This window comes from Micromonospora sp. CNZ303 (genome assembly GCF_004345505.1).
Window position 1 is genome coordinate 144422 of the sequence record NZ_SLVT01000010.1, and the last position, 22976, is coordinate 167397.

Here is a 22976-nt window from a genome sequence, read left to right on the forward strand (position 1 = left end):
ACCGGTTGGACACCGCCGGGGACGATGGGCGAGCAGCATGGATCGGTTCCTGGAGGCTGTCTGGGACACGAGCAGCGTGAGCGGTCGCCTCGTGACCAGCGTCGTCCTGATCCTGCTGGCCGTCGTGCTCGCCGCTCTGGTCGGCCGCCTGGCCACCCTGCGGGTGGACGACACCGCCAACCGCTACTACCTGCGCAAGGCGGTGCACTACCTCACCGTCGTGGCGTTGCTGTTCGCGCTGGCGCTGCTGTGGCGGCCATTCGCCGGCCGGGTCGGTGTGGTCTTCGGCCTGCTCGCCGCCGGTCTCGCGCTGGCCATGCAGGAGGTCATCGGCGCGTTCGCCGGGTGGGTCAGCATCCTCACCGGACGGCAGTTCCGCGTCGGTGACCGGATACAGATGTGCGGGGTACGCGGTGACGTCCTGGACATCACCCCGCTGCGCACCCGCATCCTGGAGAGCGGCTCCTCCTCCGACCCGGAGTCCTGGATCCGCGGCCGCCAGTACACCGGGCGGGTGGTCTCCCTGTCGAACCGCTTCGTGTTCAGCGCGCCGGTCTACAACAGCAGCACGGTGCTGGACCATCTGTGGGAGGAACTGACCCTTCCCGTCCCCTACGAGGCGGACTGGCACCTGGCGGAGCGCATCCTGTGCGAGGAGGCGGAGAACACCTCCTCGACGGTCGAGGCGCGGCGGGCCATCGACCAAATGCGCCGCCGCTACCCGGTCGCCGAGGCGGAGGTCGATCCGCGCGTGTTCGTCCGCGCCACCCCCAACTGGGTCGAGCTGTCGGCACGGTTCGTGGTGCCGGTACGCGCCGCCCGACAGGTCAAGGACCAGGTCACCCGGCGGGTGCTGGACCGCTTTGCCGAGAACGGCATACGTGTGGCGTCGGTGACGCAGGACATCACCGTCCACCCGCCCCAGGCGTCGGCTACCGGCGCCGCCCCGGATGGTCGCCGGTGAGGGACGCCGACCGCCGGGCGTACCAGCGACGGCCCGGCGTGGCGGTGACGCCGTGCAGCACGGTGCTCGCGACCACCACCAGGCTGCCGGCGGCCCACAGCCGGGGATCCCGGGCTCCCTCCTGCTCGCTGTGGGTGAGATAGAACAGTGCCGACACACCGATCGGCCCGAACCAGCCCAGGAACGCCACATCCCGCCAGGGCATCCTCAGCACGGGCTTCAGGGCGAGCACCACCGGCAGGCGGCGCAGCACCAGCACCGCGACCGCGAAGACGGCCAGGGGCCAGCCCAGGTCGCGCCAGCCACGCCACGGCACCTCGGTGCCGAGCAGGAAGAACAACGGCAACACCAGGTAACGGGTCAGCGCGTCGTCGAGCTGCTGCTCCGACGCCCGCGACCGGTTCCCGATGACCGCGTTGTAGGCGAGACCGGCGACGAACACCGCGAGAATCCCGTCCGTGCGGGCCACGCGGGCGACTCCCAGTGCCGCGACGCTGAGCACGAGCGTGAAGATCAGCAGGGAGCCCTCATCCACGTCCTCCCGCGCCTCGGCCGTCATGACGGCCCGGCCGGCTGCGTAGCCGACCGTCGCACCGACCACCAGCGCCCCCAGCACTGCCCACACCGCCTCCCCCAGGTGGCTGCCGAAGGATTCGGACGTGACGGCGGAGAGCGCGAGCACGACGAAGAGGAAGGCGAGCCCGTCATTGGCGCCGGATTCGCCGCTGATCACCTGCCGCAGCCGAGCCGGCAGTTGCCGCTCGGCTGGTCCCCCCGAGACGACGCTGGCGGCCAGGACCGGGTCCGTCGGTGTCACGCAGGCGCCCAGCAGCAGTGCCAGGGCGACGGGAAGACCGAGGACCAGCCAGGCCAGGCCGGCGCTGACCACCGCCATCGCGGCCATCGCGGCGGCGAGGAGCACGCCAACCGGACGGATCACCGACCGGTAGTCCGGCAGCGGGAAGCGCAGCGCGACGGCCATCAGGGAGATGGCCAACAGGACCCGGCTCGCCTCCAGCGTCAGGACCGACGCCTCGTGGTGGGGCAGGTCGATCAGTCCGAGAACCGGACCGACCAGTACGCCCACCAGCAGCGCGAGCAGCGGCTCACTGACCGGTGCCCGACGGATGGCGCTGGACCAGAAGGCCAGCAGCACCCCCAGGAGCCCGACCAGGGCGTACGCGAGATGCAACGGGTCCACCCTCGGCCGCTACCCCGTTCCCCGCCCCTCACACCCGCCGGCGGCGCCGTTCCCCGCAGCGACGACGAACCGCACCAGTGCCACCATCGCTGCGACGAAGGTGACGAGGGCTCCGGCGACTCCCACCACCGCGCACGCACGCTGCCGCGTCGCCTCGCGGGCGCGGCAGAACTGCCGGTGCCAGCCCCGACGGACACCGCGCGGGGAATCCCGGGTTGCGCCACGATGAGCGGGTGACGTCGACGAACCGGGCACCGTGAGCCGGCCCCGCACCGTGTCCGCGCGGCTCGCCGAGATGCGGGAGAGCTTCTGGCTCGTGCCGGCGGCCTTCGCGGTGGGCGCGGTGGCGGCGGCGGTCGGCCTGTCGGTCCTGGAGCTGCAGGTGGCCCTTCCCTTCGAGGGGATCCTGCCCAGCGGCCCCGCCGGTGCCCGATCGCTGCTGTCGTCGATCATCACCGCGATGATCTCCTTCACCGCGCTGGTCTTCTCCATCACGGTGGTGGCCCTGCAACTGGCCAGCAGCCAGTACTCCCCTCGGGTCCTGCGGACCTTCTTGCAGGACCGGATCATCCAGGCGACGCTCGGTACGTTCGTGGCCACCTTCCTGTTCGCGATGGTGGTGCTCGCCGCGCTGCCAGCCCGGGACGGAGAGCGGTTCCCGGAACTGTCGCTCGCGGTGTCCATGTCGCTCGTCCTGGCCAGCAGCGGCACTTTCATCTACTACCTGCACCACATCACCACCGTGATGCGGGTGTCGCACATCATCGCCTCGATCGGCACGCAGACACGACGATCGATCGCCCGGCTTCCCGCGACGGACGAGCCGGAGGCGGTGGTCCCCGGCGCGGTCACGCAGACCGTGCTCGCCCCGGAACCCGGGATGATCAGCAATGTCGATCTCGCCCTGCTCGCCCGCCTGGCACGCGAGTACGACTGCGCCTTCGCCGTCGTTCCCGCGCCGGGTGACTTCGTCGCCGCGGGAGCACCCCTGGTGCGCGTGCACCGGACAGCCAGGGGTACGGCTCGTCCGGTGCCGACCGACCGGGTCGACCAGGGCGTGACCATCGGCGTAGAACGCACCCCGGGGCAGGACGTCGCTTTCGGCTTCCGGCAGTTGGCCGACATCGCCGAACGCGCGCTGTCCCCGGCGGTCAACGACGTCACCACCGCCGTACGGGCCGTGCAGGAGACGCACGACCTCCTGCGCCGGCTGGCGACCCGCCCCGATCCGACCCACGTGGTCCGTGACGACGACGGTACGGTGCGCGTCCGCGTCGACGGAGTCCCGTACGACACCCTCCTGGCCATGATCGTCGACGACATTCGACTCGTCGCCAGCCAGCAGCCGCGCGTCGCGCGACTGTTGGACGCCCTCCTGCGCGACCTCGCGACCGTCGCGCTTCCCGTTCATCAGTCCGCCATCGGGCGTCGGCGACCGCCGCCGGCCGTCGACAGCCACTGACGACCGGGCCGGGTGGCGCCGGGCAGACGGCGTGCTCCGTGCTCGTCCGCCCCGATCGGTTGACGGCCGCCCTGGTAGGCGGTCGGGACCCGTCGACCGAGCCGTTCTCCACCGCCACGCAGGCCGGCAGGCCGGCGGCCGAACAGCTACGTCGGACGAAGGGTGTGAGTTGCCAGCCGGTGCAGAGAGCAGCCCTGCTCCTGCCAGACCGAGCCCAGCGCCCTTGGCTGATGTCCCGCTACCGGCCGTGGTCGACGACGTCGGCGAGGCTGCTGCCGTCACCGAGCCGTGACCGGGTGAGCACGCTCAGGCTTCCGTCGGTCTCCAACACCACCGCCGCGAGGTCGTGGAGGTCGCCCACCCCCTGGCTACGTGCGGCCTGCCGGATCTCGCTCTCCGTGACCCGGCAGCCTCGCGCGGCGGCGTGCCGCAGCTGCCCGTCGCTTAGCAGGATGGTCGGACGTGCCTTGATCAGCCGCTGTGCCGGCGGCCAGCGCACACCGAGCAGCGCGACCACGTACTGCAATGCCACCAGCAGCGCCAACGCGAGGATTCCCTCCGCCAGGGAGACGTCACGCGACAGCAGGATCGTGGCCAGGGTGGAACCCAACGCGACAGTGACCACCAGATCGAACGCATTGAGCTTGGACAGGGTTCGTTTGCCGGACAGCCGAAGGATCAGGACCAGCGCCGGGTAGACGATGACGGCGACGACCAGCAACCGGAGCAGGTCGGCGGGGTTCTTCAGCACCATCGCAGTGCCGTACCCGCGATGTCCGCCTGGCACGCGCAGGCAGGCCGATCGAGCGCTCCCGTCGGCGCACCGCACAAGGTGGCCGTGTGTGTTGGGGCCCGAGGACGGGTAGCGACAGAACGACCGCACAACCAACGCGAATGCTGCATATTGGCACAAGAATCTGCAGTAGTCGCCCAGCAGCCCGCCTGCCAACCAGAAGACGCCATGCGCAAGTCACGCCGCGACTTCACCCGATCGGAGGGAGCGTTCCCCCGCCGAACCCGACGACGGGCCGCCGGCGTCGTACGGATGATCATTGCTTTGATCCTGGCCGGTGGCGCCTACACGCTGTTCACGCCGACTGCCCAGGCTCAGGAGGAGCCGCGGTTGAGTGCTGCCGCCGCCGAGGGCGAGGCGTTGTTCGAGGTCGGCTGCATCACCTGCCACGGACGCAGCGCCGGAGGCATCGAAGGGCGCGGAGACTTCTGGGAACGCCCCTGACAGCAGATCATCGAGCAGCGGAAACCGGTGACCACCCGGGCTCGGACAGAACGTCGCCGAGTTTCACGGCGGGCGCGCTCGACGGAACCCGTCGGCTGCATCACGACCCGCCACCGGTGTACGTCGAACCGCTGGAGGCACCGACGGCACACGACGAGGACCGACGCATCGCCCGCTTGGTGGTGTACGTGCTGCGCGACGATCCTTCCATCGGCCGGCCGGGCCCCGACGCCAATGGCATCTATCAGTACGCCTTCCGCGGCTACCGCCTCACCCACCGGCGGACTGTTCCGCACCCCCGTCCGCGGCGCGGAGAACACGGGCCGGTTGGCGTGCCCGGGACCTTCCGGTCGTGCCCGCCGTCGGCGGCCGTCGTCAGTCACTGACCACCTGGCCCTGGCGGCGCCAGCGGACGGCGGTCCGCACCCGTCGACGGGTGCGGCGCGAATGCGGTCAGCGGGAGGGTTCGGGTGCGTCGTCCCGCCGCTGCCATTCGTCGCCGGGCCGCGCCGCCGGCGGGTGGAGCTGCTGGCGCAGGGCCGCGATCTCGGCGCGGAGGACAGCGATGTCCTCGCTCGTCGCGGCGGCCGGCTGCCCCTTGTCGGAGACCCGCTCCACGATCCAGGTGGCCAGCGAGCCGGTGACGAAACCGATCAGGCCGATCCCCCCGACCATGAGCCCCAGTGCGACGAAGCGCCCGGCGGCGGTAACCGGGTAGTGGTCCCCGTAGCCGACGGTGGTGATGGTCACCGCCGCCCACCAGAGGGCGTCGTCGAACGAGACGATGTTGGCGTCCGTGGCGGACTGCTCGGTGTCGAGCACGGCCAACGCGGACACCAGCACGAGCAGCATGGTGGTCACGCCGACATAGATGGCGAGCCGGCCCCGGGCCCACGTCTCCGTCCTCCGGCTGAGAGCCAGCACCACGGTGACCAGCCGCAGTGCCCGCAGCGGCCGGAGGACGGGCAGCGCCAATACGGCCAGATCGAACAGGTGGTCGCGCAGGAACCGCCGCCGGTGCTCGGTCAGCGCCAGACGCACCAGGAGGTCGACCCAGAACGCCAGCCAGATGATCACGGTGGCGAACTCGCATGTCCGCTGCCAGTGCCTGCCCATGTCGGGCCGGAGGATCGGCGCCGCGTAGACGACGAGGAAGACGACCGACAGGACTGTCAACGGGAGTGCCGTCCGGCGTTCCCAGTTCGCCGCCCTATCAGCGGGCCGCGTGCGGTTTCTCGCCTGCATGACCGGTTCCACCCCGAAATTTTTCGTGTATGCATGCAATCATTGGCTGGTGGGACTTTACGCGGAAAGCGGTACCCGGTCGACTCCCGGCGGCAAGGATCTGGTCGACGGACTCTCGGCTCTCAGCCGCACCATGGTGGGAATCACCGCTCGGACCCTGGCGACCCTGGATGTCGAGGTCACCCTGTCGCAGTACCGGACCCTGGTCGTCCTCGCCTCGCGGGGCCCGCTGCGCACCGTGGACCTGGCGACTGCGCTGCACGTGCACCCGTCCACGGCGACGAGGACCTGCGATCGTCTGGTACGCCGAGATCTCGTGGCCCGGCACCACCGGCCCACGGACCGGCGGGTCGCCCTGCTCTCGCTCACCGAGGCCGGCAAGACACTGGTCGGCAACGTCATGCGGCACCGGACCGAGGAGATCCGACGCCTCGTACAGGCCGTCGCCACCAGCCCGCGGACGACCGCCGAGCTGATCGACTCACTGGTGATCGCGGCCGACGAGCCCACGGAGGAACAGTGGTGGCACCGTTGGGAGCGATGTGTCGTGCTCCCCCAGGCAGCGCCCTGAGGAATCTTTATGGCGGATGGTGTAGCGCTCGCCTCCGCGCAGTCGCTGATGATGCCGGAGAAGCCGATGTCGTTGCCGCCGATCTGCACGGTGACCAGCGTCGTGTCCGGGGTGATCGCGCTGAGCTGCGGGGGCAACGAGATGCCCAGTGCGCCGCTGCCGCCGACGAGGATGTCCTCGGTGGTGGCGCCGGAGCAGCTCACGTCGGCGAGCGCCGACGAGCCGACGGAGGCGGCGACCAGCGACGGGTAGTTGCGGTTGGAGCGCAGACAGTTCAGGTTGACCTGGGTGGGGATCAGCGGGCCGCAGGTGTACGAGTCGCCCAGCGCGACGTAGCGCCCAATAGGTACGGCGGCGTTGGCCGGTGCGGCGAGGGTGAGCAGCACACCGGCGGTGGCCGCGGCGAACGCGGCCAGCCGGCTGGCGGCCCGGAGGAACGACAGGCGGGGACGGATCATGATCTCCCAGAGGGGATCACGGTGGGTGCCGTTCTGTCCGCGCCGTCGCGGAACGTCAATATCGATGGCCATTGCTGCAGCCGGCTTTCGACGCCGGAGACGATGCGCGGCGGGTGGCCGACATCCTGCCAGGCGGTGTCGGTGGTGCCTGCTTCAATGCGGCGGACGTTCGGAGCCGGGAGGGCGCGGATCAGTGGGCACCTGGGGCAGCGGAAACTTCGACGACGACACGGCCGCCGACCACCTGTCGGGCTGACCGACCGGCTGGTCGCCGAGGTCACGGAGGCGATCTCCGGCGACCCGGTCGGCATCGAGCCCGACGAGTACTGGGGCGTCGCGGTGCCCTGCAACCTTGAGCTGCTGCACCTCATCACACGACAGAACTACGTCGGGGTCAGCCTGCCCGACCGGACGACGATCGCCGGCTGGAAGAGCAGATACCTGGCCGTCTGGGACCGGACGATCGACGGCTCGGAGCCCGGTCCGGAATACACCCCGCCCCTCCGTCCTGTTGGTGCGTCGCCGCGGTCTTGATCTTCCAATCGATGACCAGGGGCACGGCGTAGGCCCGGAGGGCGCGGTGCTCTCGGCGCGCTTCGGCGACCGGGTGATGTGCAGGTGGGCGATCGGCGTGCCGTCGGGCTCGTGGTGGCCGGTGCGACGGCTGTCGGCGCGAGGGCGAGTGCCTGAGCAGTCGACGCCGGACCCGTGCCGTGGCGGCGCGTGCGCCCCCGGCCGCGGGTCTCACGCGTCGCGCAGCGCGTCCTGCACCCCGGTCTCACGGCGGCCGAGGTGCGCCGGATCGCGGCCGGAGAGGAGATCCAGGGTGGCCTTCACGCAGGCGCCGTACTCACGGGTGGAGCTGATCCGCCACGTCCTGTCGTACCGGCGGGCGGTCTCGTCGCCGACCCCGTTGGCGTCGACGCCGAGCCGCCGGCACACCGTCACGGCGCGGGGCAGGTGGAAGGACTGGGTCACCACCGTCGCCCGCTCCACCCCGTAGACCCGCTTCGCGCGGGCGCACGAGTCGTACGTGTCGAAGCCGGCAGGGTCCACCGCCACCCTGGCCGCTGCCACGCCGTTGTCGATCAGCCAGCGCCGCATCGCGCCCGGCTCGTCGTAGTCGGGGTTCATGTTGTCGCCGGAGAGCAGGATGGCGCGCACCTTGCCGGTGGCGAGCAGCCGCCGGGCGATCTCCAGGCGGCCGGTGAGGAACGGCGAGGGGGTCCCGTCGGGGTGGACCTTGGTGCCCAGCACCAGGGCGACCGGCGCCTCCGGGACGTCCCGCTCAGTGAAGATGTGCCCGTCCGCCCCGCCGCGGATCCAGTGCACGCTGGCCAGGGTGCCGCCAGCCAGGAGCACCGCGCCGACGACGGCCGCGACGACGGCGCGGCGCAGCCAGCGCGTGCGCCGACGAGCGGCCGGGCGCGGCCTTCGGGTCAGCTTGGGGAGTCGGGGCCGCATGGGGCGAGTATCCCAGGGCCGCCCGACGACCGGTCCCGCCCCTGGCCGTGCGCGTTCGCCGGCGACGGAGAGCGGCTGACCGGCCCTCGGCGGCAGTGACGAACGCCGAGGCGGATCGGCACCTGTGGCGCCGATCCGGGCGCCACAGGTCGTGCTGCCGGCCGGCCGAGCGGTCAACCATGAGATGCCGGAAGCCGGCCCGCTTCTGAAACAGCGAGCCGGCCGGGCGTCTCCGAGGTCACCCCCGGGATGGATCAGGCAGGCACCGTCCCGTTGAGGTACGCGTTGATCTGGTCGATCTCCAGCGCGTTGAAGACCTCGGGCTGGGCGGCGGCCTGGTTCGAGTTGATGATCCGCTTGAACAGGTTGTAGTGCGCCATCGACCGTAGCCCGATGACGCGGTTGGGGGTGACCAGGTAACCGGTGCCGCCGGTGCTCCAGATGAGGTACATCAGTCCATCCTTAGTGACGATCTCAGGGGGAGTTCCGGGCGCCCCGGCATACGGGGCACCCGTCAGAACCGACTCGGGATTAATTCGCTGACCGTTCGGCTGGAAGATCTCGAGATGCAGGTGCGGGCCGGTGGAGCGGCCGGTGGATCCGACGTTGCCGATGTGCTGGCCGGCGGCCACCTGCACGCCCGTCCCGACTCTGGGAGCCTCCCGCATGTGCCCGTAGACACTCCGCCAACCGTCGGCGTGCGTGATGGTGACGTTGTGGCCGAGGCCGCTGGCGCTGTACGACACGCTGGTCACGGTGCCCGCCGCGATCGCACGGATCGGATAGCCGAGGATTCCCGAGTAGCTGTAGTCCGTGCCGTTGTGCATCCTGGACACGCCGGTGATCGGGTCCGTCCGCATCCCGTACGAAGATGTGATCGGCACCCACTTGTCGAACGGCCGGTTCCATCTCGGCGTCGCGCCGTACGCGGCTTCCGCGAGCCACGCCTCCGGAATGATGCCGGCTGCCAGCGTGGCGGTGACCAGGCCAAGCAGATGGCGGCGGCCGATGCCGCGCGACTCCGCCCCGTCCCCCGGCAGTGTTTCGTCGAGTGTCCGCATTCGGCCCCTTGCTCGCGATGAATGACGACCGGAAACAATCCGCACCGAGGAGACCACCGGCTGCGACTTCTGCCCACGTTCAGGTGGCCGCTGGTTCGGAACGGGCCGACCAACCCCTTCGGCGGCGAACCAGCGAGCCCGCATGCATCTGGGATCTTGGATATTAGGGTATCCAACTCCATTGGTGTCAAGACTCGGTTTCCGCCCCGGTCGGTACGGCCCGGAACCGCGTCGGCCGCCTCAGCGGCGTCGGCACCCCTCGAAGCCGGGACGTGCCAGGACGCCTACCCGGGGCCCGGGGTGCCAGGGTCAGGCGGCTCCGCGCCTCCGGCGGGCTGTCGAGGCGTACCTCGTACAGCCTCCCCTCGGCGTGCGCCGACGTCTGGTCCCCGTAGTGCGGCGAGAGGGGGTGGCCCGAGCTGCCGTGGCGGAGCACGTCGCGGATGCGGGTGCTGCCGGAGGGGCCGAACTCGACGACGAAGCGCCACGGCGCGCCCTCGACCACCTGGCCGTCGCGGTCGGGATACATCAGGCAGACGCTCTGCCCGCCGCCGCCGACCGGGGTCGGGGGCGATCCGTACAGCGAACGCAGCGCGTCCGACACCGCGGCCAGTGGATGCTGGTCCGCGATCCGGTTCGACCTGTCGTAGCGCCAGCCGGCGGGGGCGTCGCCGAATCTGTCGGCGAGTCGACGCGCCGCCTCGGTGAGGGCGTCGGCCACGACGACCGGCAGGTCCTCCGTCTCGCCGAGCCGCCGGCGGGCGTCCGCGTCCATCACCAGGTGATCCACCTGGAGGGTCACGTCGGTCATGGCGTCGGCGACGGCCGCGCCGAGCCGGCCGGTGATCCAGCGCTCGGTCAACACCCGGGTCAGCGCCCCGAAGACCAGAGGTGCGGCCTGACCGGCGTCGTCCCTGCCGTCCCAGGCCGCCAGCGACTGATGGCCGAACACGGCCAGCGGCAACTCCGGGGGATTCTCGTCGAGCGCCTTCAGCAGGGTGGGCAGGATGCGCTGGGCCCGGCCGTTGCGCAGGTCCATCTGCCACGCGCCGAAGTCGTCCGGGCATGCCGTCGGGGTCGCCGTCAGCAGCTCCTCGATCCGGTCGGCCCGGTACGGTCCGCCCCAGTCGCTGCCCAGGTGCGGGGCGACCCCGTCGGGCAGGATCTGGTGGTTGGCGCTGACCACGAAGCCCGCCGGCGGATCGACGACCTCCGGTAGCTCGTCGAACCCGAGGGTGGTGCTCCAGCGAGCGGCCACCTCGGCCGCGCCCGCCGGGGCAAGGCCCTCCCGACGGTCCCGGCGGGGCACGATTCCGGCCGTCCGCAGCGCGACCGTACCGTCCCGGGTCGCGACGACGAGGTTGAGCACGGGCACACCGAAGCCCCGCAGGGTTTCGCGGAACGCAGGGTAGTCGCGCGCCCGCCACATCCGCTGGCAGCTCTCGGCCTCGGTGGACGGGTGCAGACCACTCCAGTAGAGGGCCACCGGCTCCACGTCCGCGCCGCCAGGGTCCGGCAGGTCGACGTATCCCGTCCCGCCTGCGGCGCGCACGGAGATCCCGGTCCCGCCGCGCACCCGGACCACGCTGGTCTGCGACCACCGGGGCTCTCCCGCCGGGCCCGGCCGCTCCCCCACGGCCAGGTCCTGGGTGTCGATGGTGGAGTTGGTCACCCCCCACGCGAGATCCGGGTTGGCGCCGATCACCAGCCCGGGCACGCCCGGCACCGTCACCCCGTACGCGCGTTCGCCGTCGAGGTCCAGTCCCAGCTGGTACCAGAGGCTCGGCTGGGTGAACAGGATGTGCGGGTCGTTGGCCAGCGCGGCGAAGCCCGTGGCGGACCTGACCGGGGACACCGCCCACGCGTTCGAGCCGCTCCCCTGCCGGCCCCCGAAGAGGTCGTCGAGGTGGGCGGCGCCGGCCGCGGAGAGCAGTGCGGTGTCGCCGCGCCGTCCCGCCGGCCCCGCCGGGGTGTCGGCTCTGATGGTGACGCTGCCGCCGGGCGGGTACTTCGGCGCCAGGAAGCTGCGGACGAACTCCGGTCGCTCCGCCAGCAGCCGGCCACGGAAGACCTCCTGTTGCAGGTTGCGGCCCAGGTGGAAGCCGAGTTGCTTGACGACGGCCAGCGAGTCGCCGACGGACCACGGGCCCGGCCGGTACCTCAGGAGGTGGAATTCGGGCGGGAGCTGCCCGCGGCGCCGCATCCGGCGTACCGCGGTGTCGACCCCGTGGGCGAAGGCCGCGAGGTTGGCGCGGGCAGGCGGCGAGAGCAGGGCCTCGCTCCGGTGGGCGGCCCGCTCGAAGGCGAGGGTACGGGCGAGGACGTCCGAACCGGCGGCACGAGCGCCGAACACCTCCGCCAGTCGTCCGGTCGCCCGCCGGCGCAGGACGTCCATCTGCCACAGCCGGTCGTACGCCATCGCGACCCCGACGCCCACGTAGAGATCACGTTCGTCGCCCGCGCGGATCCACGGGATGCCGCGTTCGTCGCGGTCGATGTCGACGGTCCCGTGCAGGGCCGCCACGGAGAGCACCCGGGTGCGCCGGAGCGCACGACTGCTCGGCCAGGCGGCCAGGCGCAGGATGCCCGCCGCGGCTCTCACGACGCCTTCTCGGTCTCCGCCTCCGGGAGGGTGTCATGGCGGCTCAGGTCGGGGATGCGCCGGCCGACCAGCAGGTAGAGCGCGACGCTCACCAACGCCAGGGAGCCGATGGCGAGAAACATGACCGGCCCGCCGAAGGACGCGAGGACGAGACTGCCGAGGAACGGTCCGGTGAACCCGCCGACCTGCGCGAAGGTCTGTGCGCCGAAGTAGGCTCCGCGCCGTTCCTCGGGCGCGATGCGGTCGACGAGCGCGAACTCCGACGGCACGATCAGGGTCTCGGCGACGGTGAACACCACCATCGCCACGATGTAGTGCCACATCTGCTCGGAGATCGCGAAGCCGGCCATCCCGACGAAGGTGAGGATCCCACCGAGGGTGATGGCGTTCAGCGGGTTGTAGCGCTGCACGTAGCCGGCGGCGAAGAGCTGGAGAACGATCACCGCCACCGCGTTGGTGGTCATGACCGCGGCGAGCACCCGGGCGCTTTCGGCGAAGTCGATGACGAAGTTCTGGGCGAGCAGCACCGAGATCCTGCTGTGCACCGTCTCCAACAGGATGGCGCCGATGAGCAGGAGGAGCAGGCGGCGGTCCGACATCACCGCCCGGGCCGACTCGCCCAGTCCCCGGACGATGGCGCCCGTGCTGCGGCCGAGCGTCGTCAGCCCGCTGTCCCCGACGGGCGAGCGTGGCAGTTGCCGCGTGGCCGCCCAGAGGACGGCGAGGTAGACCAGGTACACGCAGGCGGCGGCGGGGAACGAGAGCCGGGCGCCGGTGAACCCGAGGGCCACGCCGATCAGCGGACCGACGGCGTAGCCGGCGTTGATCGCGAGGTACTGGTAGGAGAACCACTTCACCCGCAGCGCGACGGGGAGCAGGTCGCTGATGAGCACCTTCGCGACCGGGCTGAAGGCACTGGTGGCGAACGCCATGGACGCGTTGAAGACGAACACCGTCACGGCGTCTCGCGCGAAGTAGAACCCCACGAAGCTGCCGATCACCACCAGCAGGCAGGAGAGCAGGACCCGGCGGCGTCCCACGATGTCGGAGAGCGCGCCGCCGAGGAACCCACCGGAGATGCCGAACAGGACGGAGGAGCCGATGACCAGGCCGACCGTCGAGACGGACAGGCCGAGTTCGTTGCGGAGGTAGATGGCGAGGAAGGGAATCGTCACGCCGTTGGCCAGGCTCATCACGCCGGAGCCGCCGACGAGGATCCTGGCCAGTCGCGGTGGGCGGAACGCTGCGCTCGCAGCCGGTTCCCGGGTCAACTCGGGTGTCCTTCCGTCTTGTCCTGCTGGTGCTGAAATTCGATCATTGTCTCGGCGACGGTCGCCGCGTCGGGGTCCCGCAGCATGCCCTCGTGGCTGGTGGCCACCACCGTCTCGGTCAGGTTCGGCAGCACCAGGTGCCAGCCCCCGGTGTGCCCGTCGTCGTCGGTGGACCTCTCCAGGCCCGCCACCAGCAGCAGTGCGGGCACGGCCAGGGCAGGCGCGGGCTCCGCCATGATCCGTCCCATCGTCCGGTAGTCCTCGAAGGCGTGGGCGAGCCCGCCGATCGTGGCAGCCAGCGCGGGTGCCGCGGTGGAGGCGGCCCACCGCAGCAGTTCCGTGTCGGCCATCCCGACGGCGGACTGCGGGGAGAGCTCGCGCCACCGGCGGGTGTGCTCGGGAAAGGCCAGGGCCACGTCGGTGAGAAAATCGACCAGCCGGGTCCGCTGGTCGTCGGAGAGGCGCTGGCGCAGGTGTTGCGGGCTCGGTGCGTCGAGCAGGGTGATGCTCCGCACCTGGCGGCCGGCCACCCGTACCGCGTGGGCGAGGTGCAGCGCCATCGCCCCACCCAGGGAGTGTCCGACGAGATGGACCCCGGGATCGACGACGGGCAGCAGCTCGGTCAGGCACGCCTGCGCGGCGGCGGCGGCGGACGGCGTCCCGTCCTGCGCCCGGAGGAGGTCGCGGGTGTGCAGGGCGTGGAACGGGCGGCCCCGGACGTGCGTCGACAGCCGCGCCATCGAGGCTGCGATCCCGAAGACGCCGGGCAGCGCCACCACGGGCGCCCGGCCCGCCGCGGAGTCCCCCAGCGGCAACAGGTCGACCGGGCGGCGGGACGCCGCAACCGGTCCGGCCTGCCGGGCCCGGCGGACCGCGCCCGCCACCGCCCGTACCGTCGGCGCCCTCAGGAAGTCGCGCAGCGGGACGACGACACCGAACTCCCGGCGTACGGCGGCCAGCAGGCGGGTCGCCAGCAGGGAGTTCCCGCCCTGCCGGAAGAAGTCGGTGTCCGGTTCGACCTCGGTGCCGGGCAGCAGCTCGGCCAGGACCGTCAGCAGGGACCGCGTGACGTCGTCGACGCCCGAAGGCACGTGTGGCGTCAGGACGGGGCCGGGATCGGGCAGGGCCGCCCGGTCGAGTTTGCCGTTGGCGGTTCGCGGCAACGCGTCGACGGCGACGAACGCGGACGGAACGGCGTACCCCGGAAGCCGTTCCTCCAGCCGGGAGCGCAGCTGCGCCGGGCCGACGTCGCCGTCACCGACGACGTACGCCACCAGCCGCGTTCCCGTGCCGGCTGCGGGGTGCGGCACCACCGCCGCCTGCCGCACCCCGGGCAGGGCGAGCAGGGCGGCGTGCACCTCCCCCAACTCCAGGCGGTAGCCGCGGATCTTGACCTGGTCGTCGTTGCGCCCGTGGTACTCGTACTCGCCGGAGGGCGTCCGCCGGGCGAGGTCCCCGGAGCGGTAGCCGCGCACGGGCCGGCCCTGCGCGTCGGTGACGGTGACGAACCGCTGCGCCGTGAGCTCCGGCTGCCCCAGGTAGCCGAGGGCCACGCCCGCGCCCGTGACGATGATCTGCCCGATCCGACCGTCGGCGACCGGCTGGTCGTCGGTGTCCCACAGCAGGAAGTCGAGGTCGGGAAGTGGCGCGCCGATCAGGCTTGTCGTGCCGGCGAGGTCGGAGGCGAGGATCCGGCGGTACGACGCGTGGACGGTGGTCTCGGTGATCCCGTACATGTTGACCAGTTCGGGCGCGGCGTCGCCGTACCTGGCGACCCACGGCCGCAGGTCCGCGAACCGGAGCGCCTCACCGCCGAAGACCACCCACCGCAGCGGCAGCCGGTCGTCGTACTCGTCCTCCTGGGCCGCCAGCGCACTGAAGGCGGTGGGCGTCTGGCTGAGCATCGTGACCCGCTCCGCCCGCAGCAGGCGCCGCAGGGCGACCGGGTCCCGCATGACCTCGCCCGCGACGACGACCACACAGCCGCCGGTGAGCAGCGCCCCCCACATCTCCCACACCGAGAAGTCGAAGGTGAACGAGTGCGCCATGGTCCACACGTCGCCCGGCCCGTACCCGAACAGTGGCTGCGTGGTGCCGATCAGGCGCAGGACGTTGGCGTGGGAGACCTCGATGCCCTTGGGACGGCCGGTCGTGCCCGAGGTGTGGATGACGTACGCCCGGTCGGTGGGCGCGATCGGGCGGGCCGGTGCGGCGGGCGGGTCCGGCTGCTCCCCGCCGCCGTCCGGCGCGTCGAGCAGGACGGCCGCGGCCGTCGCGGGCAGGGAGCCGGCCAGCGTGCCCGTGGTGATCACGAGGGACGGCGCGGCGTCACCGACGATCGTGCCGGTACGGGCGGCGGGTGCCTCCGGGTCGAGCGGCAGGTACGCGGCACCCGTGCGGAGCACCGCCAGCGCCGCCACGATCATCCGCGCCGAACGCGGCAGCAGCACGCCGACCGGCCGACCGGGCGGCGCGACGGTCGCGATCCGGCCGGCCAGGGCTCGCGAGGCGGTGGCCAGCTCCCGGTACGTCAGGGCCTGCCGGTCGCAGCGGACGGCGACCCGGTCGGGGTGCCGTCCGGCGACCTCGTCGAAGGCGGCGACGAGGTTGTCGGCGGTGACCGGTGCGCCGGCGGCCGGGCCGACCTCCGGTGTGGACACCTCGCGGCGTCCGGCGAGCCGCCGACGCAGCCGTAGCGCGCGATCGGTCGACGTCATGAGCATCTCTCCCCAGGTTTCGTCCCGGTCCTCACAGGGCGAGCACCAGCGGGACGATCAGCCCTGCCGCTTCGACCCGCGACACGTACGCGCCCCAGTGCGGGGAGTCGATGAGCGTCGCCGTCGCGCGATGGTCGATCTCCAGGGACTGGCCGCTCACCTCCCGCCAGATCTCCCCGAGCGCCCCGCGGTCCTCGTCGTCGACGAGCGTCGCCTCCTCCACCGCCCGGTCCGGGCTGTCCAGGAAGAACCTCAGCAGCCGGTCGGCCGCCCCGGCCAGCCGGTCGACGGCCGCCGGGGTGAACAGCGACCGGTCGTACTCGATGGTCAGCCCGATCCGGTCCTCGTCGGTGAAGTGCAGCAACAGGTCGAAGCGGCTCGTCTGCGCGCCCAGCGGGGTCACGCTCGTGTCCAGGCCCGGCAGCGCGGCGACACCGTGCATCGACCGGGCGACGGAGACCACGACCTGCACCAGGGGGTTCACCCCGGGTCGGCGGGGTGCTCCCACGAGGTCCACGATCTTCTGCAACGGCAGGCTCTGGTGGTCCAGGGCGTTCAGGGCGCTGTCCCGGACCAATGCGACGACGGCCCGCGCGTTGTGCTCCGGGTCGACCTGGTAGCGGAACGGCACGGTGTTGGCGAAGAAGCCGACGAGGTCCCTCGTCTCGGCCGGGTGCCGACCGGCGACGGCCGCGCCGATCACCACGTCCGACTGCTGGGCGAGCTTGGCCATCAGCACCGCGCTGACGGCGTGCACGACCATGAAGAGGGTCACGTTGTGCTGCTGCGCGAACGCCCGCACCTGGGCGGAGAAGGTCTCGTCCCACTCCCGGCGGCGCCGGCCCGCGGTCCGCGTACGGTCCTCGGTCCGCTCCAGGTCGGTCGCGAGGGTGAGTTCCCCGTCGTAGCCCTTCAGGTAGGACCGCCAGAAGTCGCCGTCGCGTCGGGCCGGCGCCGATTCGAGGTGGTCCTGCTGCCAGCGGGAGTAGTCGCCGTACTGGATCGGCAGCGGGGGCAGGTCCGCCTCCCGTCCCGCCCGGTGGGCCGCGTACGACTCCGCGATCTCCCGCAGGATCAGCTCGTTGGACCAGCCGTCGGTGACCACGTGGTGGCTCGTCCATTCGAGCACGTGCTCCCGGTCGGCGAAGCGGTACAGGGTGGCCCGGGTCAGCACGCCACCGAGGTCGATGCGCCGCGTCGCCCGCTGCCGGACGTACTCCAGCATCGCCTCGCTGTCCCCCTCCGCGACCGCCGCGTCGGTGGCCTCCCGGACCCGCAGGCGCGGCTTCGCGTCGGGGTCCACGACCAGCAACGGCACGCCGTCGCGTCCGACGATCCGGCTGGACAACACCTCGTGCCGCGCGACGAGCCGGTCGACGGCCGCCCGCAGCGCCGGCACGTCGAGGTCACCACGCAGATGCAGGAGGTACCCGTCGGTGTAGGCGCCGTCGGAGTCGATCTGGTCGAGGTACCAGAGGCTCGACTGCGCCATGGACAGCGGGAACTCCCGCAGGCCGGCGGGTCTCGCCGGGACCGGCACCTCCGCCTCCCGGTCGTCGGTCAGCGCCGCCTCGACCCGGGCGGCGAAGCCCCGCAGCGTCGGGTTCTCGAACAGCTCCCGGATCGGCAGGCGGACCCCGAGGCGGTCCCCCAGCCGGGCGAGGACCTGCGTCGCGTGCAGGGAGTGCCCGCCCAGGTCGAAGAAGCTGACCTGGGGCCCGGGCCGGCGACCGGAGAGCACGGAGGCCCAGATCTCGGCGACGGCCTCCTCCGTCGGGGTCATCGGGGCGGAGCTCTCCCCGGTCGGTGCGTCGATTGGGGACAGGGCCGTCGCCGCCAGCGCGCGGGTGTCGACCTTGCCGTGGCTCGTCCGCGGCAACTGGTCGATGCGGACGAGGAAGTCCGGGATGGCGTTGCGTGGCAGGACCTGGCTGAGCCCGGAGCGCACCTCCTCGGGCCGCAGGTCCCGGCGGACCAGGGAGCCCTCGGTCGCACCGCCGACGCCGCCGGAGACCACCTCCGGTACGAAGAACCCGGCGAGTTGCTTGCCGCCGTCGGCGGACTGCCGGACGATCACCACGCTCTCCTGGACGCCCTCGACGCCGGCGAGGGCGCGGCTGACCTCGTCCAGTTCGACCCGGTTCCCTCTGATCTTGAGCTGGTTGTCGATCCGGCCGAGGAACTCCACCGAGCCGTCCGCCAGCCGGCGGCCACGGTCGCCGGTGCGGTACATGACGCCGTCCCCGTCGCCGGCGAAGGGGTCGCTGACGAAGACCGCGGCGGTCCGGTCGGGGTCGTTGACGTAGCCGCCGCCGACGCAGACGCCGCCGGCGTACAGCTCGCCCGGCGTGCCGGTGGGCACCGGCTCCCGGGCGCCGTCGAGCACGTACAGGGCGGTGTTGCGCGCGGGCCGTCCGAGGGGGACGGAGGCGTCCCGCTCGTCGACGTCCGCCGCGACGAGATGGTGCAGGACGTCGTCGGACGTCTCGGTCGCCCCCCACATGTTCAGCAGCCCCACCCCGGGCAGCAGCCGGCGGAACGTGTTGGCGGACTGCGGGGTCAGCGTCTCCGCCTGCGAGGCGACCCAGCGCAGGCGGAACGGGGGGAACGCGTCGACGCCGTAGAACGCGAGTTCGGCGCACATGATGTTGAGCACGGAGGGCGTCACCTCCAGCACGGTGACCCCGTCCTCGGCCACGGCCCGCAGCAGCGACGCCGCGTCCTGACCGATCTCGTCCGGGTAGATCACGGTCGTGGCGCCGACGGCGAGTGGCGCGAGGAGCTGCCAGACGGAGATGTCGAAGGTGGCGGCGGCGTCCTGGGCCAGCCGGTCGCCAGGCCGCAGGTCCAGTTGCTGGATCTTGGCGTCGATGTGGTTGAGCATGCCGTCGTGCCGGATCAGGGCACCCTTGGGGTCGCCCGTGGATCCCGAGGTGAAGAGGACGTACGCGCTGTCCCGACCGCCCGGTGCGGGGTCGAGCGCGGCCGGCGTGCCGGCGGCGGCGACGACCTCCGCCAGATCGACCAGCTCAACCTCGCCGGTCGCGGCCAACGCGGCGCGGTGCGTCTCGTCGCACACCACCAGCCCTGCCTCCGCCCGCCCGACCATACGGGCGACGCGTGCGGCCGGGCCCTGCGGCAGCGGCAGGTACACCGCGCCGAGGCGGAGGATGGCGAGGGTGACGACGAGGTAGTCGATGTTCCGGCCGCTGGCCAGGCCGACCACGGTGCCATGGCCCACCCGCCGGTCACGCAACCATCCGGCCACCCGCTCGACGTGCGCGGCGAGCTCCCGGTAGGTGACCTCGCGGCCGCGGCAGACGGCGGCCACCGCGTCGGGGAACGTCTCCACCGAACGGGCCATCCGTTCAAGGAAGCCCGTCGCCGTCGCCGACTCGACCGGCCCGCGGGATATCTCCACCAACGCCCGGTACCGCTGCTCACCGAGCAGCGCGACCTGCGTCGGCTCGTCGTCCGGCTGGTCGACGACGCTGGTCAGCGCCCGCAGGAAGACGTCCGCCACCTCGTGGAGCTGGTCCTCCGAGATCCGCTCCATGTTCGCTTCGAGGTCGAGCGTGAGCAGTCGACTGAACGGGTCCTTGTTGAACTCGGCCCGCAGGGTGAAGTTCGTCTGGATGTAGCCGAAGCCGTCGACCACCTCGATGCCGGTGGCATGGGCGAGCCGCTCGTAGCCGTGGAAGTGGGTGTAGTTGAACATGATGTCGGTCAGCTCGGGCACCCCGGCGAGACGGAGCATCTCGGCGTGCGGGAAGCGCCGCACCGGCAGCAACTCCCGCTCCTTGTCGCTGGTCGCCGCGATCAGGTCGCGCCAGGTGCGACCCCGCGGCCGGAGCCGGAAGGGTACGAGGTTGAGGTGCAGGCCGATGACCTCGGTGCCGCCCTCCTCCTCGACCCGCCCGTTGGCGGCGACGCCCAGCACGACGTCGTCGCGTCCCGTGAGCGCCATCACCACCCGCGAGTGGACGGCCATCACCACGTGTTTGACCGACACCCCGCAGTCCGCGGCGAGCTGGTGCAGGCGGTCGGAGAGTTCCGCCGGGAGGTCCACGCTGAGGAAGCCCATCCGCCCCTCGTGCACGGCGCCGGAGCCCCGGGCGAGGCGGGGCAGCAGGCTCGGCTCGACCTCGGCCAGCTCCTGCCGCCAGAGCTCCCGGACCGCCTCGTCGCGGAGCACGGCCTGTTCCTTCGCGATGAAGTCGGCGTACCGGCGGACGGGCAGGGCACGGTCGGGCGACGCGATGCCCCGCAGGTCCTGCCAGTAGTCGACGAGGATCTCCGCGAGCAGCGACGTCTCGCTCCACCCGTCGAACATCGTGTCGTGGAAGCTCATGGAGAACATGAACTCGTCCGGGCCGAGCAGGTGCGCCGTGAACCGGACCAGTGGCGGCTGCGCCCAGTCGTACGGGTTGCTCATCTCCCGGCGTCGCCATGCCTCGAACTCGGCCAGCTGCCGATCCTCGTCGAACCGGCTCAGATCCGTCACGTTCAGTGGGGTCCGGGCCCGCGCGTGGACGACCTGGAGCGGTTGCGAGAAGCCGGACAGGTGGAACGACGTCCGCAGGATCTCGTGGCGCTCGGTCACCCGCGCGAGCGCGCGGCTCATGGCGTCGTGGTCGAACCTGGCGCGCAACCGGAACATGAAGATGTCGCAGTACATGTTGACGCCCTCGGCGTACGCGCTGTGGAACAGCACGCCGGCCTGGAGGGTGGCCAACGGGTAGGCGTCCACCGCGTCGGCCGGCAGGTGCGCCCGGTCCGCCGGTTCGATGAGGCTGAACGGCTCGACCGGCGGGTCGGCCGACTCGTCCGTGGAGACCGCGTACGCGGCCAGCGCACGGGGCGTCTTCAGCTCGTAGATGTCGGCCAGGTCCAGCGTCATCCCGCGGTTGGCCGCCGCCGCGCGCAGCTGCACCGCGATGATGGAGTCCCCGCCGATGCCGAAGAAGGAGTCGTCGGGTCCTACCCCCTCGACGCCGAGCACCTCCTCGAACAGCGCGCGGATCGCCCGCTCCACCGTCGCCGTCGACGCGTCGGCGACCGCCTCCGTGGCCATCGGCGCCCGGAGCTGGTTGGCCGGGGTCGGTGCGGGCAGGAGCGTGAAGTCGGCCTTCCCGTTGGCGTTCACGGGGATCTCCGGCACCGGGACGACGAACGCCGGGAGCATGTACGACGGCAGGCTCGCCCGCAGCAGTTCCGGAATCTCGCCCAGCTCGCAGCCGGGGTCGTGGGTCACGTACGCGACGATCTGCATCCGGTTGCCGCCGCCGCCCGACGCCGCCTGCCCGGCCCGGACGAGACTGCGGACCGAGGAGATCCCCCCGGACACCGCCTCCTGCTTCACCACCGGATTGCGCTGCGGCCGCGCCCGACGGACGGTCACCGCGACCTGCCCGACGCCGGGCACCGCGGTCAGCACCGCGTGGATCTCCCCGAGCTCGACCCGGTGCCCACGGATCTTGACCTGGTCGTCGGCCCGCCCCAGGTACTCGTACTCCCCGGCGGGAGTGAGCCGCGCGAGGTCACCGGACCGGTATCCCCGCACGGGCCTGCCGTCGACGGTCAGGTCGAGGAACCGCTCAGCGGTCGCTCCGGGCTGGCCCAGGTATCCGATCGCCACCCCCGGCCCGGTCACGACGATCTCGCCGGTCTGGCCCGGGGCCACCGGCTGGCCCTGCTCGTCTGAGAGCAGGAAGTCGAGGTCCGCCAGCGGACGACCGATGAGGCTGGCCGTGCTCGTCAGGTCGGCCGCCAGGACCCTGCGGTACGAGGAGTGGACCGTCGTCTCCGTGATGCCGTACATGTTGACCAGTTGCGGCTGCTGGTCGCCGTACCTGTCCACCCAGGGCCGGAGGTCACCGAAGCGCAGCGCCTCGCCGCCGAAGACCACCCACTTCAGCGGCAGCCTGTCGGGCTGGGAGACCTCGTGCGCGACCAGGCTGTGAAAGGCGGTGGGCGTCTGGCTGAGCATCGTCACCTGTTCCTCGGCGAGCAACGCCCGGAAGGCCACCGGGTCCCGTGCGACGTCCTGCCCCACGACGACCAGCCGGCCACCGGACAGCAGCGCGCCCCACATCTCCCAGACGGAGAAGTCGAAGGCGAACGAGTGGAACATCGTCCAGACGTCCCCGGCGCCGAAGCCGAACTGCGGCCGGGTGGCCCGGATCAGGCGCAGCACGTTGCCGTGGCTGACCTCCACGCCCTTCGGCCGCCCGGTGGTGCCCGACGTGTAGATCACGTAGGCGCGGGTGTCCCACGCCGCGGGGCACCGCCCGCCGGTGTCGTCGCTGTGGTCCTCCGCGACGTCCTGCGGCCCCAGCACCGGGGTGTCCGGCGGCAGCAGCTGCGCCAGCTCGGGAGTCGTCAACACCACCGAGGGCGTCGCGTCCGCCACGATCATTCTCAGCCGGGCGGCGGGGGTGGACGGATCGACCGGCACGTACGCCGCGCCCACCCGCAGCACGGCCAGGCTCGCGACCACCATGTCCACCGAACGTGGCAGGAGCAGCAGCACCGGACGGGCCGGGTCGTCGACCCGCGCCCTGATCGCCGCGGCGAGCGCCGTCGAGCGGGCGGCCACCTCGGCGTACGACATCCGCCGGTCTCCGCAGCACACCGCGACGCTGTCCGGGTGAGCGCGGACGACCTCGTCGAACGACTCCACCAGATTACCGACGGCACCATCGGAAGCAGTCATCATCTCCG

General features: G+C 71.9%; 14 protein-coding genes and 2 pseudogenes. 6 read left to right on the forward strand and 10 right to left on the reverse strand.

The window, feature by feature from the left end; translation table 11 throughout:
- Positions 1–37: 37 nt before the first annotated feature.
- Positions 38–964 carry a mechanosensitive ion channel family protein gene (locus EV374_RS17715; protein ID WP_132236731.1) on the forward strand — a complete coding sequence of 309 codons (927 nt, stop codon included), beginning with the start codon at positions 38–40 and terminating at the stop codon, positions 962–964.
- Here EV374_RS17715 and EV374_RS17720 read toward each other — a convergent pair.
- The gene (locus EV374_RS17720; RefSeq protein WP_132236733.1) at positions 933–2165 is read right to left on the reverse strand and encodes a cation:proton antiporter domain-containing protein; all 1233 of its coding nucleotides are present in this window, start codon (positions 2163–2165) and stop codon (positions 933–935) included. The genes EV374_RS17715 and EV374_RS17720 overlap by 32 nt on opposite strands.
- 256 nt (positions 2166–2421) lie before the next feature.
- Here EV374_RS17720 and EV374_RS17725 point away from each other — a divergent pair, with 256 nt between their 5' ends.
- A complete protein-coding gene (locus tag EV374_RS17725) occupies positions 2422–3627 on the forward strand; it encodes a DUF2254 domain-containing protein (protein ID WP_132236735.1) in 1206 nt (401 codons plus the stop codon).
- Between the two features lie 238 nt (positions 3628–3865).
- Here the strand turns inward: EV374_RS17725 and EV374_RS17730 are convergent, their stop codons facing one another.
- Positions 3866–4381, reverse strand: a complete 516-nt coding sequence (locus tag EV374_RS17730; RefSeq protein WP_132236737.1) for a YetF domain-containing protein — start codon at positions 4379–4381, stop codon at positions 3866–3868.
- Between the two features lie 291 nt (positions 4382–4672).
- Between EV374_RS17730 and EV374_RS17735 the strand changes: the two genes are divergently transcribed.
- Together EV374_RS17735 and EV374_RS17740 are read left to right on the forward strand one after the other, a co-directional pair.
- Entirely contained in the window at positions 4673–4864 is a 192-nt protein-coding gene (locus EV374_RS17735; RefSeq protein ID WP_132236739.1) for a c-type cytochrome, read from the forward strand.
- A 116-nt stretch (positions 4865–4980) separates the two neighbouring features.
- A complete protein-coding gene (locus EV374_RS17740; protein WP_132236741.1) occupies positions 4981–5250 on the forward strand; it encodes a hypothetical protein in 270 nt (89 codons plus the stop codon).
- Positions 5251–5317: 67 nt separating this feature from the next.
- Here the strand turns inward: EV374_RS17740 and EV374_RS17745 are convergent, their stop codons facing one another.
- On the reverse strand, positions 5318–6109 hold the full coding sequence (locus tag EV374_RS17745; RefSeq protein WP_132236903.1) for a potassium channel family protein: 792 nt from the start codon (positions 6107–6109) through the stop codon (positions 5318–5320).
- A gap of 133 nt (positions 6110–6242) precedes the next feature.
- Here EV374_RS17745 and EV374_RS33485 point away from each other — a divergent pair.
- Positions 6243–6401 (forward strand): annotated as a pseudogene (locus EV374_RS33485) (MarR family transcriptional regulator); the annotation flags it as partial.
- Positions 6402–6487: 86 nt separating this feature from the next.
- Here the strand turns inward: EV374_RS33485 and EV374_RS33490 are convergent.
- Positions 6488–7210 (reverse strand): annotated as a pseudogene (locus EV374_RS33490) (SGNH/GDSL hydrolase family protein); the annotation flags it as partial.
- Here EV374_RS33490 and EV374_RS17760 point away from each other — a divergent pair.
- Positions 7160–7672 (forward strand): hypothetical protein, encoded by a 513-nt coding sequence (locus EV374_RS17760; protein ID WP_207914299.1) that lies wholly within the window; start codon positions 7160–7162, stop codon positions 7670–7672. The pseudogene EV374_RS33490 and the gene EV374_RS17760 overlap by 51 nt on opposite strands.
- A gap of 210 nt (positions 7673–7882) precedes the next feature.
- Here EV374_RS17760 and EV374_RS17765 read toward each other — a convergent pair whose 3' ends face one another.
- From EV374_RS17765 to EV374_RS17790, 6 genes are all read right to left on the reverse strand, one after another.
- A complete protein-coding gene (locus EV374_RS17765; RefSeq protein ID WP_132236745.1) occupies positions 7883–8602 on the reverse strand; it encodes an ElyC/SanA/YdcF family protein in 720 nt (239 codons plus the stop codon).
- A 254-nt stretch (positions 8603–8856) separates the two neighbouring features.
- Positions 8857–9663 (reverse strand): peptidoglycan DD-metalloendopeptidase family protein, encoded by an 807-nt coding sequence (locus tag EV374_RS17770; protein ID WP_165947818.1) that lies wholly within the window; start codon positions 9661–9663, stop codon positions 8857–8859.
- A 187-nt stretch (positions 9664–9850) separates the two neighbouring features.
- Positions 9851–12265: a penicillin acylase family protein gene (locus EV374_RS17775; RefSeq protein WP_132236749.1), complete on the reverse strand. Its 2415-nt coding sequence runs from the start codon at positions 12263–12265 to the stop codon at positions 9851–9853.
- On the reverse strand, positions 12262–13536 hold the full coding sequence (locus tag EV374_RS17780; protein ID WP_207914301.1) for an MFS transporter: 1275 nt from the start codon (positions 13534–13536) through the stop codon (positions 12262–12264). The genes EV374_RS17775 and EV374_RS17780 overlap by 4 nt, the downstream gene beginning before the upstream one ends.
- Positions 13533–16253 (reverse strand): amino acid adenylation domain-containing protein, encoded by a 2721-nt coding sequence (locus tag EV374_RS17785; protein ID WP_165947819.1) that lies wholly within the window; start codon positions 16251–16253, stop codon positions 13533–13535. The genes EV374_RS17780 and EV374_RS17785 overlap by 4 nt, the downstream gene beginning before the upstream one ends.
- Positions 16254–16284: 31 nt before the next feature.
- The gene (locus EV374_RS17790) at positions 16285–22968 is read right to left on the reverse strand and encodes a non-ribosomal peptide synthetase (protein ID WP_165947820.1); all 6684 of its coding nucleotides are present in this window, start codon (positions 22966–22968) and stop codon (positions 16285–16287) included.
- Positions 22969–22976 lie beyond the last annotated feature (8 nt).